The following is a 16,456-nucleotide window of genomic DNA, read 5'->3' as shown; positions in this document are numbered from 1 at the left end:
CATGTACGCTGCCAGTGTCCCCGTCTTCCAACGCTACCTGGGCCAACTTGCCAGGATGGTGGATACGGGCGCGGCCCAGGGCTGCGACCTGCAGGCGCGGCTGGTGCCGGACATGCTGCCGCTGGGACTGCAGGTCGACATTGCCACCCAGTTCAGTCTGCGTGCCTGCGCCCCTTTGGCCGGGCTTGCGGTGCCGCCGTTTGGCCAGGGCAGCGCCACGTTTGCCGACCTGCACGCCCGCATCGACCGCGCCCAGGCCTTTCTGGCCGCGCTGACCCCGGCCCAGATGGCCGACAGCGCCCAGCGCATGTGCACCGACCAGGCAGGCCAAGCCACGGTGGCCCTGCCAGGGGCGGAATTTTTGTCGCAATACGCCCTGCCCAATTTCTTCTTCCACCTCACCAGCGCCTACGCCCTGCTGCGCCAACAAGGCGTGCCGCTGGGCAAGGCCGACTTTGACGGCTGGCACCAGTACAGATAGTCCACTATGTAATTCATAGCTACTAGCGCATGCAGGTATTTCGCTAGAGGCCTATTTCATTGGAATATTCCGCTATGGAAACCTTTACCACCCTCGCCAGCATCCTGGCCGTGTTGTTCATTGGCGTGATCAGCCCCGGCCCGAGTTTTGTGCTGGTGGCGCGCACGGCCATTGGCAGTTCGCGCCAGGCCGGGGTGGCATCCGCCCTGGGCATGGCGGCTGGCGCCTGTATGCTCAGCGTGGTGGCCTTGCTGGGGCTGCACGCGCTGCTACAGCAGGTGCCCTGGGCCTACTGGGGGCTGAAGCTGGCGGGCGGCGTGTACCTGCTGTACCTGGGCTTCAAAATCTGGCAAGGCGCGAAAACACCGTTGGTGCTGGCCGATGCGGGGCCACTGACCAAGGCGGGTGTGCTGCGGCACTTCTTGATTGGTGCGGGCACCATGGTCAGCAACCCCAAGGCTGCGGTGGTGTATGGCGTGATCTTCGCAGCGCTGTTGCCGCACACACCATCGTTGGCGCTGAGCCTGGCCCTGCCGCCCAGCGTGTTCGTGCTGGAAGGCAGCTGGTATCTGCTGGTGGCATTGGCTTTGTCGTCGGCCCGGCCCCGGCAAACCTATTTGCGGGCCAAGACGGCAATTGACCGGGTGACCGGGGCCGTGCTGGGGCTTCTGGGTCTTAAATTATTGCTAGCTTCATCGCAGTAGCCACACACTGCATGCTATCTAATAAATAGCTATCAGCGCAGGCATAAACTGCGCCAGAGGCACTTTTTATGCCTTATTTTTAGCCTTGAACAGCTGCGCACCGCAAGACTCACGCACCACCAGTTCCACCGGCCGCTCCGGGTAGAGCACCTGTGGCACCGGCTCGCGGCGCAGCAGGGCCAGCAGCATGGCCATGGCATCGCGGCACAGGCCAATGGTGTCGGTGCGCACGCTGGTCAGTGGGGGCGAGGCGAACTCGGCCATGGGGATGTCGTCGTAGCCCACCAGGGCGATGTCCTCCGGCACCCGCAAACCGGCTTCCTTCAGCGCTTTGATGGCGCCGAAGGCGATGGTGTCGTTGCCCGCAAACAGCGCGGTAAACGGCACTTGGCGGGCCAATAGTTCCTGCGTGGCCCGGTAGCCGCTGGCAGCGCTGATGTCGGCGTAGGCGCACCAGGCGGGATCGATGGGCAAGCCGTTGTCGGCCATGGCTTCGCGCCAGCCACGCTCGCGCTCGTTGACGGCCAGGTACTCGGGCTGGGCAAAGTTGACGAAGGCGATCTGGGTATGGCCCAGGCCGACCAGGTGGTTGACCAGCATCTTGGCCGCCACCGAGGTATCGTTACCGGTGGTGTGGTAGCGCCCCATGTCCGGCAGGCCGGTGCCAAACACCACCAGGGGGATGCCCGCATCGGCAATGCTGGCCAGGTACTGGCGGCCCGCCTCGCTGGGGTTGACCACGATCAACCCGTCGATCCGGCGGCTGCGCACCAGGTCCACAAAGGCCCCGGGCTCGCGCCCCTCGTCGTCGCTGGACTCGATCAGCATCTTCAGGCCATGGTGGTGGCACTGTTCGTTGATGCTGGCCACCAGCTGCGCCAAAAACACGTCTACATACAAATGCGCGGCCTTCGGAATCACCAGCGCCACCGTGCCCGTGGCACCGCCCGCCAGTGTGCGCGCCGCGGCATTGGGCTCGTAGCCGATGTCGCGCGCAGCGGCCAGCACCTTCTCACGGGTGGCTTCGCTGATGCCCTGGTCGCGCACATTGTTCAGCACAAAAGACACGGTGGTGCGCGACACACCGGCACGGCGCGCCACCTCGTTGCTGGTGGGTGGGGATTTCAAGGAAGAATTCATGTGGTTGGCATCGTAGCCGATACGGCAAGTACACGTTTCCCCTAATGCTAACTCGCGTTACCTAAATTATGATTCGTCTACTAACTCGCGTTAGATATTAAAAAAAGGAGACCCGATGGCAGTATCCGTACCGCGCTCACCGCATGCCCTCAGCCCCACCCGGCGGGCCGAGACCCTGACCGCCTGGGCCCTGGTGCTGCCCGCCTTTATCGGCTTCATGGTGTTCTACGCCTGGCCCACGCTGCGCGCCATCGAGATCAGCTTCACCGACTGGAACCTGCTGCGAAGCCCAAAATTCGTCGGCCTGGCCAACTACGCCGCCATGCTGGAAGACGGCAAGTTCTGGCAGGGCATGAAGCTGTCGGCCTACTACGTGGTGCTGAACATTCCGCTGCAGATCGTGCTGGGCCTGTTCCTGGCGGTGGCGATGGACCGGCTGACCAAGTCGTTGTTCGTCAAGTCACTGGTGCTGCTGCCCTACCTGCTGTCCAACGTGCTGGTGGCCATGATGTGGCTGTGGATGCTGGACCCGCTGCTGGGCTTTGTGAACGCGCTCATCACCGGCATCGGTTTCGAGGCCCAGCCTTTCTTTGGCGGCGCCGACCAGGCCCTGCTGACGGTGGCGGCAGTGAACATCTGGCGGCACATGGGCCTGGTGTCCATGCTGTTTCTGGCCGGTCTGCAAAACATCCCGCGCCACTTGTACGAAGCCGCTGCACTAGAAGGTGCGAGCGAATGGCAAATGTTCTGCCGCGTCACGCTGCCGCTGCTGCGCCCGGTGATGGTGTTTGTGCTGGTGACCAGCGTGACGGGTTCGTTCCAGATATTCGACACCATCGCCGTGACCACCAACGGCGGCCCGCTGGACTCCACCCGCGTCATCGTCCACTACATCGTGCAAAACGCCTTCAGCTTCTACAAGATGGGCTACGCCTCGGCCATGTCGATGGCACTGTGTGTGGTGATGGTGCTCTACACCGTGTTCCAGATGCGGGTGATGAACGCATCCCAGAACGACTTGGCTTGAAGGAAACCACACCATGACCTCCCACCGTTTGTTTTCCCCCGGCCGCATAGTGGCCTGGGCCGCTCTGCTCATCATGCTGGCCATCACCCTCACCCCGCTGTGGATGGTGGTGAAAACCGCGCTGATGCAGCCCTCTAACGTCTATACAGAATCCACCCAGTTGCTGCCCAGCGACCCGACGCTGGCCAACTTCAAGCGTGTGCTGGGCTTCATGACGCAGGACGAAAGCCAGGCCATGGGCGGCTCGGGAGCCGAGATCAACTTCTTACGCGCCCTGGGCAATTCGCTGGTCTTCACCGCCACCATCGTGGTGCTACAGGTGGGCTGCGCATCCATGGCGGCGTATGCCTTTGCCCGGCTGCGCTTTCCGGGGCGCAACACGCTGTTTGGGTTGTTTGTGGGCTCGATGATGGTGCCCAGCGTGGTGACCTTCATTCCCAACTTCATCCTCATCAAAGACCTGGGCCTGCTCAACACCATGACCGGCATGGTCGCGCCGTTTTGCCTGATGCAGGGTTTTTCGGTGTTCTTTTTGCGCCAGTTCTTTTTGTCCATCCCCCGCGATCTGGAAGAAGCCGCGCTGCTGGACGGGGCCTCGTTTCTGTACATCTTTGCCCGGGTGGTGATGCCGCTGAGTATCACGCCGCTGGCCACCATTGCCATGCTCACCGGCATCAATATGTGGAACGAATTCTTCTGGCCCTTCCTGGTGGCCAAGGATGAGATGCAGCAGGTACTGCCGGTGGCGCTGCAATCCTTCAAGACCCAGACACCGCAAGGCCAGCCCGATTGGACCGGCCTGATGGCCGCCACGGCCATCACGGTGTTGCCCACCATTTTGCTGCTCGTCGCCTTTGGCCGACGCGTCGTGGAATCCGTCCAATTCAGTGGCGGGAAGTAGTGGCACACCCCCAGGCTGCAGTGCTTCGCATCTTTCGCCAACCCCCTTGCAGGGGGCGATACCAGTGGCCTGGCAAAGCCAGTTCCACGGTATCTCACGGAGCGTGCGTTCTGGCTGAACCTGGGTCGCGTCATTTCGGTAGTTCGTAGTTTTTTCAACCAACCATAACGGAGACAAGCATGAAATTCACCTTCACCACCCTGGCCGCAGCGGCTCTCACCTGTGTCGGCAGCGCGCACGCCGTCGAAGTCAAGTACCTGCTGTGGGACGCCATGCAGTTGCCTGCCTACAAGCAGTGCGCAGCCGACTTCGAGAAGAAGAACCCAGGCACCACCATCAAGATCAGCCAGTCCGGCTGGGACGACTACTGGACCACCATCTCCACCGGCTTTGTCTCGGGCACCGCACCCGATGTGTTTACCAACCACCTGGCCAAATACCCTGAATTTGCCAAGAACGACCAGCTTGTCGATCTGGCCCCGCTGATCCAGCGCGACAAGGTGGACACCGGTGCCTACGCGCCCGGCCTGTTCGACATCTGGGGCCGCGACGGCAAGCAATACGGCCTGCCCAAAGACTGGGACACCATCGGTTTTGTGGTCAACATGGAAATGGCCAAGAAAGCCGGTGTGACGCTGGCCGATCTGCAGGGCATGACCTGGAACCCCAAGGACGGCGGCAGCTTTGAGCAGATCGTGCGCAAGCTGAGCGTGGACGCGTCGGGCAACAACGCCACCAGCCCCAACTTCGACAAAAAGAAGGTCAGTGTCTTTGGCTACCAGACCCCGCGCGGTGCCGCCGGCATGATGGGCCAGACCGAATGGAGCCACTTCGCTGAATCCAACGGCTTCAAGTTCCAGGACAAGCCCTGGGACCCCAAGTTCTACTACGACGACCCCAAGCTGGTCGAGACCATTTCCTACCTCGCCGGTTTGCCAGGCAAGGGCCTGTCGGCCAGTTTTGAAAACACCAAGTCGCTGGGTTCGGACGCGATGTTTGTAGGCAAGAAGGTCGCCATCGTGCCGCAGGGCTCGTGGATGATTACCTACTTCAAGAACAACGCCAAGTTCGAAAACGCCTGGGTTCCACTGCCCACCGGCCCCACCGGCACCCGCGCCACCATGTTCAACGGCCTGGCCGATTCCATCTGGGCGGGCTCCAAAGTCAAGGCCGATGCCTGGAAGTGGGTCAAGTACCTGGGCTCGGCTGAATGCCAGAGCGTGGTGGCCGACACCGGCGTGGTCTTCCCCGCCATCAAGGGCCAGGCCGAGCGCACCATCGAGGTGCAAAAAGCCAAGGGCGTGGACTCCAGCGCCTTCCTCACCATGGCCAAGTCCAAGACATTCCTGATGCCGATTGCCGACGGCGGCTCCGAGATCGACGAAATCATGAAGTCTGCGCTGGAAGGAGTGCTAATAGGCAAAGTCGATGCCTCTACCGCACTCAAAGCCGCCAACATCAAAGTCAACCAACTGAAAAAGTAAGAGGCCCACCATGCAACGCCGCATCAAAATCACCCTCATCGGGGCTGGCAGCATTGTTTTCACCCGCAACCTGCTGGGTGATATTTTTTCCTACCCCGAGCTGGCCGATTGCGAAGTGGCCTTGCACGACATCGACGAGCACCGCCTGCGACTGGCCGAAATGGTGGCGCAGCGGCGGGCGGCGGCCTTGGGCGTAAAGCCCTTGATCACGGCCAGCACCGACCGCCGCCGCGCACTCATTGGTGCCCAATTTGTCATCAGCACCATCCAGGTCGGCGGCTACAAGCCCGCCACGGTGACCGACTTCGAAATCCCCAAGAAATTCGGTCTGGAACAGACCATTGGCGACACCCTGGGCATTGGCGGCATCATGCGCGGCCTGCGCACGATTCCCGTGCAGTTGGCCATGCTCAAGGACATGGAAGACGTGTGCGCACCCGGTGCCATCCACCTGAACTACGTCAACCCCATGGCCATGATCACCTGGGCGTTGAACCAGGCCAGCAAGCGCATCCCCACCGTGGGCCTGTGCCACAGCGTGCAGCACACCGCGCACGAGCTGGCGCACGACTTGGGGCTCCCGGCAGAGGAAATCGACTACACCTGCGCGGGTATCAACCACATGTCGTTCTACACAAAATTTGAGCACAAAGGGGTCGATCTGTACCCGCGCCTGCGCCAGATTTATGCCGACGGCCAGGCCCCCGACTGGAACCGCGTGCGCTACGAGATGCTGCACCAGCTGGGCCACTTCCCCACCGAATCCAGCGAACACTTTGCCGAATACGTGCCGTGGTTCATCAAAAAGGGCCGCGAAGATCTGCTGGCCCAATACAACATTCCGCTGGACGAATACCCTGGCCGCTGCCAGATTTTTGAACACGCCTGGCCCTACATCGAGCGCGAGCTGCAAGCCCCCGGCACGCAAGATGTGCAAGCACTCACCGCTGAGCTGGAGGCCGCCAACATCCATGTGATGCCGCGCAACATCACCGAAGCCGCCCGTCTGCTGGAGGGCCTGAACGCGGTGAACCGCTCGGTCGAATACGGTAGCCAGATCATCCACTCCATGGTCAGCGGCACGCCACGCGTGGTCTACGGCAATGTGCTGAACCACCACCTGATCGACAACCTGCCCCAGGGCTGCGCGGTCGAAGTGCCCTGCTTGGTCGATGCCAACGGCGTGCAACCCACCCGCGTGGGCAAACTGCCCATCCAGCTGGCAGCGCTGATGCGCACCAACGTCAATGTGCAAGAGCTGGTGGTGGCCGCCATCACCGAGCAAAAGCGCGAACACGTCTACCACGCCGCCATGCTCGACCCGCACACCGCCGCCGTGCTCGACCTGTCGCAGATCCGCGCCATGGTCGATGAACTGCTGGTGGCGCACCGCGCCTTCCTGCCCGACTACCTGCAAGCTTAAAAAGAGGCTCCACCATGGCCAGCATCGAACTCCGTTCCGTCCACAAAAACTACATGAACGACGTGGCGGTCATCCGCGACGTGAATCTGCATGTCAAGCAGGGCGAATTCTGCGTCTTCGTCGGGCCGTCTGGCTGCGGCAAGTCCACGCTGCTGCGCATGGTGGCCGGGCTGGAGGACATCACCAGCGGCGACCTGCTGATCGACGGCCAGCGCATGAACGACACCCAGCCCGCCAAACGCGGCGTGGCCATGGTGTTCCAAAGCTACGCGCTGTTTCCGCACATCAGCGTCTACGACAACCTAGCCTTTGGCATGACGCTGGCCAAGATGGACAAAGCGCTGATCCGCAAAAAGGTCACCGCCGCCGCCCAGGTGCTGCAGCTGGAACATTTGCTGGACCGCAAACCCAAGGCCTTGTCCGGCGGGCAGCGCCAGCGGGTGGCAATTGGCCGCGCCATCGTGCGCGAGCCGGGCGTGTTTTTGTTCGACGAACCCCTGTCCAACCTGGATGCCTCGCTGCGGGTGCAGACCCGCTTTGAGATCGCCAAGATCCACCGCGACTTCGGCAAGGCCAGCACCATCTACGTGACCCACGACCAGGTGGAAGCCATGACCCTGGCCGACCGCATCCTGCTGCTCAACGCCGGGCCCGCGGTGCTCACCGAGGGCAGCGTAGCCCAGTGCGGCAGCCCGCTGGAGCTGTACCACCGGCCCCGCAACCTGTTTGTGGCAGGCTTCATTGGTTCGCCAAAAATGAACTTCCTGTCCGGTACGCTGGTCGAGGGCCATACCGACCACGCCCGGGTACAACTGCCTACAGGCGAGGTGCTGGACGCACTGGTCGATGCCAGCGCGCTGCGCTCCGGCCAGCCCGTCACCTTGGGTATCCGCCCCGAACATGCCCAGCTGGGCACCGCCACCCAGCCCATCGTGCGCGAAGTGCAGTGGCAAGAGCGCCTGGGCGAATCCACCTACCTCTTCCTCGCCAGCGGCGTGGCCAACCAGCCGCTGGTGGTCAAAGCCCCCGGCCAGTTCCACGCCGACCCCGGCCAGCGCGTAGCGGTATCCTTGCCCGCTGCGGCCATGCACGTGTTCGATGAAAAAGGCCACGCGCTGGAACGGCGCATCCCCATAGCCGACATGTTGATCCCGCACGCTGCTTGATTTGGTACACCCCCAGGCTGCAGTGCTACGCATCTTTCGCCAACCCACTTCGTATTGGCTTGAAAAGCCAATACGACATGCAGGGGGCAACACCAGCAGCCTGGCGGAGCCAGTTCTGCGGTGTTTTTGGAAGGCGTACCTACTGGCACTGGGCTGAATCGATTGACCGCCACTTTTTTTGACTTGCACACCACACTTAATGACTGCTGAATTCCTCACTCTGCACAGCCGCCACAGCACCCTGGTGCTTGAATGCCCCGCCAACGAAGCACCTCTGTGGCGCTACTGGGGCCCGCGCCTGCCCGATGGAAGCACGCCCGGCCAGGCGCTGCGTGGCACCCGCCCGCTGCCCTCGTTCATGCTCGACTTCGACCAGCCGCTCACGGTGCTTCCCACCTTCGGCGTGGGATGGTTCGGCCAGAGCGCGCTGCTGGCGCACCGGGCCGGGCTGGACTTCGCCCAGGCCATCACCCAGTGCGACGTGGAATGGACCGCGCCCGGCAGCGCCTTGGTGCTGCACCTGCTGGATGCCGTGGCGCAACTGCGCTTTGACGTGTCGATTGCGCTGGATGAGGCCATCGACGTGCTCACCCTGCACACCACGCTGACCAATGTAGGAGACGTAACCCTCGACGTGCAATGGCTGGCCGCAGGCACCCTGCCCTTGCCCGGCGATGCGGCCACCGTGCGCTCGTACGCGGGCCAGCACAACCACGAATTTCTGCTGCAAACCGACACGCTCACCCGCAGCCAATGGCGGCGCGAAAACCGCCGTGGCCGCACCTCGCACGACTGCTTTCCCGGCGCGGTGGTCACCACCCCCGGCAGCACCGAGCACAGCGGCCTGGTGTTTGGCGCGCACCTGGCCTGGTCGGGCAACCACCAGCAAACCATCGAATGGATGCACGACGGCCAGTACCAGTGGCAAATGGGCGAATGGCTGGCCCCCGGCGAAGGTCGCCTGGCCCCAGGCACCAGCCTGCACACACCCGAGATCGTCGCCACCTGCTCTACCGGGGGCCTGAACGGCCTGGCTGCCAACTTCCATGCCGCCTTGCGCGCCCGCATGGACTGGCCCGGCGGCCAAATGCGCCCACGCCCGGTGCACCTCAACACTTGGGAGGCCTTTTATTTCGACCTGGTGCCGGGTGACGTAATGGCCCTGGCCGATGCGGCTGCCCGGGTCGGCGTAGAGCGCTTTGTACTGGACGACGGCTGGTTTCAAAGGCGCCACCACGACCGCGCAGGCCTGGGCGACTGGTGGCCCGATGCCGACAAGTTTCCCCAGGGCCTGGGCCCGCTGGTCGAGTACGTCAACGCCCTCGGCATGGAGTTCGGCCTGTGGGTCGAGCCCGAAATGGTGAACCCCGACAGCGACCTCTTCCGCACCCACCCCGACTGGGCGCTGCAAATCGCCGGTCGCCCGCTGATCACCGCCCGCAACCAGCTGGTGCTGGACATCTCGCGCCCCGAGGCCGCCGACTACCTGTTTGGCAAGATCGACACGCTGCTGGCCGCCCACCCCATTCGCTACCTGAAGTGGGATTTGAACCGCGACCTGACCACCGCTGCTCTGGCCGGTGGCCTGGGTGGCGCCGGTTACCGGGCCCAGGTGCACGCGGTGTACGCCCTGCTGGCGCGGCTGCGCGCGGCCCACCCCGTGGTGGAGATTGAAAGCTGCTCCGGCGGCGGCGGCCGCATCGACTTTGGCATCCTGCGCACTACCCACCGCGTGTGGGCCAGCGACTGCATCGACGCGATGTCGCGGGTGCAGATCCAGCACGGCTTTGGCCAGTTTTTCCCGCCCGAAATCCTGGGCTCGCACATCGGCACCACCACCGCCCACACCACCGGCCGCAGCCAGTCGCTGGCTTTCCGCGCCGCCGTGGCCATGACCGGCCACCTGGGCGTGGAGCTGGATGTTCGGAATTTAGACGAATCGACCTCTAGCGCACTATCTACCTGGATAGCATGCTATAAAAAGCATAGAGACCAGATCCACCATGGGCGTGTCTGGCGCGGCGAGGCCGCCGACGGTCTGGTCTGGCAAGCGCATGGGGATGCGGACGACCTGCTGCTCTTCGTTTACCGCTGCCAGCCCACCAGCCACCGCTACACGCCGCCGCTGCGCCTGCCCATGCTGGACCCCACCGCCCGCTACCAGGTGACGCAAGTGGTGCCCATCGCAGGCGAAGGCGCGGTGCAATCCCCCGCGCCGTTCTTCACCGCGCTGCAAAACGGCGGCGTGGCACTGGACGGTGCCTGGCTGGCCCAGGCCGGCCTGCCCATGCCGCGTGCCACGGCAGAGAGCTGCTTCATCGTGCGTTTGCAGATAATCCGCCCATGACCACCGATCTTTTAGACACCGCGGCTTTCGATGTTTCCGAACACTCGCACCGCCGCTTCAACCCGCTCACCGGCCAGTGGGTGCTGGTGTCGCCGCACCGCGCCAAACGCCCCTGGCAGGGCCAGCAGGAGCAGGCCGACACGGCAGAGCGACCGGCGCACGATGCCAGCTGCTTTTTGTGCGCGGGCAACCTGCGCGTCACCGGCGAGCGCAACCCCGCCTACACCGGCACCTTCGTCTTCACCAACGACTTTGCCGCCATGATGCCCAGCGCGCCGGACGCACCGCCCGCGTCCGACCCGCTGTTCCAGGCCCGCACCGCGCGGGGTACCAGCCGTGTCATCTGCTTCTCGCCCGACCACGGCAAAACCCTGCCCGAGTTGCCGCTGTCCGCCATCGGGGAAGTCATCGCCACCTGGTGCGCGCAAACCGCCGAGCTGGGTGCCACCTACCCCTGGGTGCAGGTGTTCGAGAACAAGGGCGCGCTGATGGGCTGCTCCAACCCGCACCCGCACGGCCAGCTTTGGGCCACTGACTTCGTCCCCAACGAACCCGCCGCCGAAGACCTGCGCCAGCGCGCCTGGCACGCCGAACGTGGCACGCCCCTGCTGCTGGACCTGGCCGCGCGCGAAGCCGCCGACGGCAGCCGGGTGGTGGTGCAAACCGCCCACTGGCTGGCCATCGTGCCGTTTTGGGCCACCTGGCCATTTGAGACCCTGCTGCTGCCGCGCTTTGCGGTGCAGCAACTGCCGCAGCTGGATGCGGAGCAACGCGCCGATCTGGCATTGGCCATCAAGCAACTCACCTCGCGCTACGACAACCTGTTCCAGTGCTCATTTCCGTATTCCATGGGCTGGCACGGCGCGCCGTTTGACGGCAAAGACCCCACGCCCTGGCAACTGCACGCCCACTTCTACCCGCCGCTGCTACGCTCGGCCAGTGTGCGCAAGTTCATGGTCGGCTTTGAAATGCTGGCCGAAGCCCAGCGCGACCTGACCCCCGAGCAAGCCGCCGCCCAACTGCGCGCGGTGTCCAACGTTCACTACCGCGACGTGCATTACAGAGAAGAACGAGAAGCCCCATGACCGCCAGCCTGCAACAGCGCACCACTGCCGCCTTCGCCCTGCACTTTGGCCAGGCCCCTACGCTGCACGTGCGCGCACCCGGCCGGGTCAACCTGATCGGCGAGCACACCGACTACAACGACGGCTTTGTGCTGCCCTGCGCCATCGACTTCGAAACCCGCATCGCCGTGGGCCCGCGCAGCGACCGCCAGGTGCGCGTGTGCGCCTGCGACTACTTTGATGCCATCGACCAGTTCGACCTGGATGCACCCATCACCCCGCGCCCCGACGCGCAGTGGGCCAACTACGTGCGTGGCGTGGTGCAGGTCCTGCTGGCCAAAGGCCTGGCGCTGGGCGGCATGGACCTGGCGATAGCCGGCAATGTGCCGCAAGGCGCGGGTTTGTCGTCGTCGGCATCGCTGGAAGTGGCGGTGGGCCAGGCCTTCAATGCGCTACATAATTCAGAGCTGCTCACGCCTACGGATATTGCGCTGGCAGCCCAAAAGGCTGAAAACAGCTTCGTCGGCGTGAACTGCGGCATCATGGACCAGCTGATCTCGGCCAGCGGCCAGGCCGACCACGCCCTGCTGATCGACTGCCGCAGCCTGACCACCCAGGCCGTGCCCGTGCCCGCCGGGCTGGCGGTGATGATCGTGCACTCCCACGTACAGCGCGGCCTGGTCGGCAGCGAATACAACACCCGCCGCCAGCAGTGCGAAGCCGCCGCCGCCCACTACGGTGTACCTGCCCTGCGCGACGTAGACGTGGCCCGCCTGGAGCGCGATGCCGCCGGGCTGGAGCCGCTAGTGCTACGCCGCGCCCGCCACATCGTCACCGAGAACCAGCGCACCCTGGATGCCGCCCAGGCCCTGGCCGATGGCGACCTGCTGCGCCTGGGCCAACTCATGGCCGCCTCGCACGACTCCATGCGCGACGACTTTGAAATCACCGTGCCCCCCATCGACCACCTGGTCGCCATCCTGCAAGCCGCTATCGGCCCCCAGGGCGGTGCCCGTATGACCGGCGGCGGCTTCGGCGGCTGCGTCGTCGCCCTGCTCCCCGAAGCGGTTGTCCCCACCGCACGCGCCGCAGTGGCAGCCCAATACCGCGCGCCGAATGGGGATGCGGCTACGGTGTATGTATGCCGTGCTTCGGCGGGGGTGGGGGTGGTGTAACGAGACGAACCCTGGCGGAGTCGGACCACGATTACGCGCTGGCCCGTTGGTTTTCATACGACTGCAAACCCGCATTCGTGCTCCGAGCCCTCCTGGCGATTTGGCGCTCTCTGGGTGCCTGCCAGCACCCGTCGCGCAAGGGGGATCAGACCCCGCCAAGCTCGGGCCCCACTGCCTACGCCCCGTGCAGTCGGCACAGATCGCTTCTCTTTTGATAGTCAAAAATAGGAGCTTCCTGTGCTTATTTTATAAGCGCAAGAGGCCGATTTGGTACCCCAAAAAGAGCTTGGAAATCTAAAAGTGGCAGGCTGTAAGGTCGGAACACTGCGGCCCGACCCTCAGCCCCCCGACTTCACCGCGCAGGTATTCCAGCCGAACAAGGCATAAGGCGGGCACCAGCCGATCAGGCCGGTGGCCAGGGGGACGGCACCGATCCAGCCCCAGAGGCCGACGGTGCCAGTGGCGGCCAGGGCGACCAGGGCGGCTCCGGCGAGGATGCGCAGTGTGCGGTCCAGACCGCCAACGTTGGTTTTCATACCGTGTCCTTTCATGGTGAAGACACGCCATTGGGCTACCGGATCGGGGGGACGCCTCTGATCCAGATCATGAAAAGGCCAAACAGCGCAGCCGCCTCAACCGGCGGAGGCCGCCCCTTCCATCCGCAACCCCTTAGGCAGCGGAAACTTCACCGTCTCCTCAATTCCATCCATCTTCCTTACCGACACCGCGCCCAATGCACGGATGCGGTCAATCACCTGCTGGACCAGCACGTCGGGAGCGGAGGCACCGGCGGTCAGGCCGACGCGGGTTTTGCCTTCGAACCAGGCGGGCCGCAGCTCTTCGGCGTTGTCCACCATGTAGGCTTTGGTGCCCAGCTTTTCGGCCAGCTCGCGCAGACGGTTGCTATTGGAGCTGGTGGGGCTGCCGACCACGATGACGATGTCCACCTGCGGGCTCATGATCTTGATGGCGTCCTGGCGGTTTTGCGTGGCGTAGCAGATGTCTTGCATCTTGGGGGCGCGGATCAGCGGGAAGCGGGCTTTCACGGCGGCCAGAATCTCGGCGGCATCGTCCACGCTCAGGGTGGTTTGCGTCACCACGGCCAGCTTGTCAGTTTGCAGCGGCTGGGCACGGGCCACGTCAGCCACATCTTCCACCAGGTGGATGCCGCTCTCCAGCTGGCCCATGGTGCCCTCCACTTCGGGGTGGCCCTTGTGGCCGATCATGATGAACTCATAACCTTCTTTGTGCAGCTTGGCCACTTCGACGTGGACCTTGGTGACCAGCGGGCAGGTAGCGTCAAAAATCTGGAAACCCCGGGCCCGCGCCTCCTGCTGCACCGCCTGGCTCACGCCGTGGGCCGAGAACACCAGGGTCGCGCCGGGCGGCACATCGTCCAACTCTTCGATGAAGATGGCACCGCGCGATTTCAGGTCGTTGACCACGTAGGTGTTGTGCACGATCTCATGGCGCACATAGATGGGGCGGCCAAACTTGGCCAGGGCCTTTTCGACGATTTCAATCGCCCGGTCGACCCCCGCGCAGAAGCCGCGTGGCTCGGCGAGGATGATTTCTTGCGGGCTATGGACTTGAAGACCGTCCACTTGCGGGCCGGTCACAACACACCAATCAGTTGCACTTCAAACGTCACGGGCTGGCCGGCCAGCGGATGGTTGAAGTCGAAAAGCACCGCGTCGGCACTGTCGCCATTGCCCACCTGCTGCACGGCACCGGCGTAATGCCCCAAGCCGTCGGGCGTGGGGAACTGCACCACATCGCCCACGTGGTACTGCTCCAGCGGGTCGCCCATCTGGTTGAGCAGCTTGCGGGCCACCCACTGCTGCATGTCGGGCTGGCGCTCACCAAAGGCTTCCCCGGCGGGGATGTCGAACGAGGTGCGCGTGCCCTCGGGCAGGCCCAGCAGGCGCTGCTCCACGGCGGGCGAAAGCTGGCCTGTGCCCAGCGACAAGGTGGCAGGCTTGTCGTTGAAGGTATTGATGATGTCGCCCGTGGGGCCGCCCAGGCGGTAGTGCAGGGTCAGGAAAGAGCCGGACTGGACAGTGGGAATGGAGGTAGAGGGCATGGGGAGTCTCGGTAAACTGGGCTCTATTGTAAAAGTCCACCATGCCGCTCAAAGATTTACCCCCCGATGCCCGTCCACGCGAAAAGCTTTTGGCCCGCGGCCCTGCGGCCCTGAGCGATGTGGAGCTGCTGGCGATCCTGCTGCGCACCGGGATCGAGGGCAAGGGCGTGCTGCAAATGGCGCATGAGCTGCTGCAGATACAGACCCCTGGCAGCGGCGGCTTTGGCGGCATTGCCGGACTGCTCCACGCCACCGCCGACGACCTCAAGCGCATCAAGGGCCTGGGCCCGGCCAAGCGGGCCGAAATCATCGCCGTGCTGGAGCTGGCCCGCCGCGCCATGGCGCAAAAGCTGCAGGAGCGCACCGTGTTCACTGACCCTGCGGACCTCCAGCACTACCTGCAACTGCATTTGTCGGCCAAAAACCACGAGGTGTTCGCCGTGCTGTTTCTGGATGCGGGCCACCGCCTGCTGGGGCTGGAGGAGCTGTTTCGGGGCAGCCTGACGCAAACCAGCGTGTACCCGCGCGAAGTGGTGCTGCGCGCCCTGCACCACCAAGCCGCCAGCGTGGTGCTGGCGCACAACCACCCCAGCGGCTCGGTGCAGCCCTCGCGTGCCGACGAGTCGCTGACCCACACCCTGCGCGCCGCGCTGGCGCTGATCGACGTGCGGGTGCTGGACCACATCATCGTCGCCCCCGGTGAAACGCTTTCCATGGCTGAAAAAGGCCTGATGTGATTTGCACACTTCCATGAAAATCACCTCCTTACAAGATCTGAAAAAGATCCAGAAATCCATCGCCGAGGCCGCTGCACTGCAAGAAGCCGAGCGGGTAGCGAAGCTGGAGACCCAGCGCCGCCTGGCGGCCCAAAAGAACCTGTTTGTGCATGCCGCAGGCGCCGTGCACCGCCTGCCCGACAAGCGCCAGGCGCTGCTGAAAAAGAAGCCGCCCGAGCCCATCGCCACGCAACTGCAGCGGGACGAGCAGGCCGTGCTGGTCGAGGCCATCAGCGACGGCTTCGATGCCAGCAGCCTGCTGGAAACCGACGATTCCTTAAGCTACCGCCGCCCCGGCATCGGCATCGACGTGCTGCAGCGCCTGCGCAAAGGCGAGTGGGCCATCCAGCGCCAGCTCGACCTGCACGGCCTGCGCAGCGACGCGGCGCGCGATGCCTTGTCGGGCTTTATCCGCGATGCGCACAAGCACGGCATCCGCTGCGTGCGCGTGGTGCACGGCAAGGGCCTGAGCTCGCCCGGCAAAACCCCGGTGCTCAAGGGCAAGGTGCGCAATTGGCTGGTACAAAAGAACGAGGTTCTGGCCTTTGTGCAGGCCCGGCCGATGGAGGGCGGAGCAGGAGCTTTACTGGTGCTTTTACAGCCAGGCTAAAAATTTATAAGAAATCAGCCTCCAGCGCATATTTCACCTGCGCTAGCAGCTATTAAAAAAATAGCAACAGCCGCA

General features: G+C 64.0%; 16 protein-coding genes. 12 read left to right on the top strand and 4 right to left on the bottom strand.

The genetic code is table 11. The annotated features are described in order from the left end of the window. Nucleotide 1: 1 nt before the first annotated feature. Complete coding sequence (locus AC097L_RS12765; protein ID WP_479586812.1) at nucleotides 2-481, top strand: DUF1993 domain-containing protein; 480 nt, start codon at nucleotides 2-4, stop codon at nucleotides 479-481. 74 nt (nucleotides 482-555) lie between these two features. Further along, nucleotides 556-1,185, top strand: coding sequence for a LysE family translocator (locus tag AC097L_RS12760; protein WP_479586811.1), 630 nt, complete (start codon nucleotides 556-558; stop codon nucleotides 1,183-1,185). 66 nt (nucleotides 1,186-1,251) lie between these two features. On the opposite strand, the gene AC097L_RS12755 is transcribed toward AC097L_RS12760, so the two are convergent. Further along, nucleotides 1,252-2,313 carry a LacI family DNA-binding transcriptional regulator gene (locus tag AC097L_RS12755; protein ID WP_479586810.1) on the bottom strand — a complete coding sequence of 354 codons (1,062 nt, stop codon included), beginning with the start codon at nucleotides 2,311-2,313 and terminating at the stop codon, nucleotides 1,252-1,254. 127 nt (nucleotides 2,314-2,440) lie between these two features. Between AC097L_RS12755 and AC097L_RS12750 the strand changes: the two genes are divergently transcribed. The 8 genes from AC097L_RS12750 (at nucleotide 2,441) to galK (ending at nucleotide 12,912) form a co-directional block, all read left to right on the top strand. Further along, nucleotides 2,441-3,352, top strand: a complete 912-nt coding sequence (locus AC097L_RS12750) for a carbohydrate ABC transporter permease (protein WP_479586809.1) — start codon at nucleotides 2,441-2,443, stop codon at nucleotides 3,350-3,352. A 13-nt stretch (nucleotides 3,353-3,365) separates the two neighbouring features. Continuing rightward, nucleotides 3,366-4,253 carry a carbohydrate ABC transporter permease gene (locus AC097L_RS12745; RefSeq protein WP_479586808.1) on the top strand — a complete coding sequence of 296 codons (888 nt, stop codon included), beginning with the start codon at nucleotides 3,366-3,368 and terminating at the stop codon, nucleotides 4,251-4,253. A 179-nt stretch (nucleotides 4,254-4,432) separates the two neighbouring features. After that, nucleotides 4,433-5,737: an ABC transporter substrate-binding protein gene (locus AC097L_RS12740; RefSeq protein ID WP_479586807.1), complete on the top strand. Its 1,305-nt coding sequence runs from the start codon at nucleotides 4,433-4,435 to the stop codon at nucleotides 5,735-5,737. A gap of 10 nt (nucleotides 5,738-5,747) precedes the next feature. Further along, nucleotides 5,748-7,160 (top strand): alpha-galactosidase, encoded by a 1,413-nt coding sequence (melA, locus tag AC097L_RS12735; RefSeq protein WP_479586806.1) that lies wholly within the window; start codon nucleotides 5,748-5,750, stop codon nucleotides 7,158-7,160. A gap of 14 nt (nucleotides 7,161-7,174) precedes the next feature. Then, complete coding sequence (locus AC097L_RS12730) at nucleotides 7,175-8,326, top strand: ABC transporter ATP-binding protein (RefSeq protein WP_479586805.1); 1,152 nt, start codon at nucleotides 7,175-7,177, stop codon at nucleotides 8,324-8,326. Between the two features lie 199 nt (nucleotides 8,327-8,525). Next, on the top strand, nucleotides 8,526-10,673 hold the full coding sequence (locus AC097L_RS12725; protein ID WP_479586804.1) for an alpha-galactosidase: 2,148 nt from the start codon (nucleotides 8,526-8,528) through the stop codon (nucleotides 10,671-10,673). Next, entirely contained in the window at nucleotides 10,670-11,758 is a 1,089-nt protein-coding gene (locus tag AC097L_RS12720; protein ID WP_479586803.1) for a UDP-glucose--hexose-1-phosphate uridylyltransferase, read from the top strand. Before AC097L_RS12725 ends, AC097L_RS12720 begins: the two co-directional genes overlap by 4 nt. After that, complete coding sequence (gene galK / locus AC097L_RS12715) at nucleotides 11,755-12,912, top strand: galactokinase (RefSeq protein WP_479586802.1); 1,158 nt, start codon at nucleotides 11,755-11,757, stop codon at nucleotides 12,910-12,912. The genes AC097L_RS12720 and galK overlap by 4 nt, the downstream gene beginning before the upstream one ends. 338 nt (nucleotides 12,913-13,250) lie before the next feature. Here galK and AC097L_RS12710 read toward each other — a convergent pair whose 3' ends face one another. The 3 genes from AC097L_RS12710 to AC097L_RS12700 all read right to left on the bottom strand — a co-directional run bounded on the left by AC097L_RS12710 (nucleotide 13,251) and on the right by AC097L_RS12700 (nucleotide 14,995). After that, the gene (locus AC097L_RS12710; RefSeq protein WP_479586801.1) at nucleotides 13,251-13,448 is read right to left on the bottom strand and encodes a YgaP family membrane protein; all 198 of its coding nucleotides are present in this window, start codon (nucleotides 13,446-13,448) and stop codon (nucleotides 13,251-13,253) included. A 96-nt stretch (nucleotides 13,449-13,544) separates the two neighbouring features. Beyond that, complete coding sequence (gene ispH, locus AC097L_RS12705) at nucleotides 13,545-14,531, bottom strand: 4-hydroxy-3-methylbut-2-enyl diphosphate reductase (protein ID WP_479586800.1); 987 nt, start codon at nucleotides 14,529-14,531, stop codon at nucleotides 13,545-13,547. Further along, complete coding sequence (locus AC097L_RS12700; RefSeq protein WP_479586799.1) at nucleotides 14,528-14,995, bottom strand: FKBP-type peptidyl-prolyl cis-trans isomerase; 468 nt, start codon at nucleotides 14,993-14,995, stop codon at nucleotides 14,528-14,530. Before AC097L_RS12700 ends, ispH begins: the two co-directional genes overlap by 4 nt. A gap of 41 nt (nucleotides 14,996-15,036) precedes the next feature. Between AC097L_RS12700 and radC the strand changes: the two genes are divergently transcribed. After that, complete coding sequence (gene radC / locus AC097L_RS12695) at nucleotides 15,037-15,732, top strand: RadC family protein (protein ID WP_479586798.1); 696 nt, start codon at nucleotides 15,037-15,039, stop codon at nucleotides 15,730-15,732. Nucleotides 15,733-15,745: 13 nt separating this feature from the next. Continuing rightward, nucleotides 15,746-16,381 carry a Smr/MutS family protein gene (locus AC097L_RS12690; RefSeq protein WP_479586797.1) on the top strand — a complete coding sequence of 212 codons (636 nt, stop codon included), beginning with the start codon at nucleotides 15,746-15,748 and terminating at the stop codon, nucleotides 16,379-16,381. Nucleotides 16,382-16,456 lie beyond the last annotated feature (75 nt).

It is taken from the genome of Rhodoferax sp. RT5P35 (assembly GCF_056521385.1).
The sequence above is the reverse complement of the archived record's forward strand: the minus strand, read 5'-3'. Positions and strand labels throughout refer to the sequence as shown.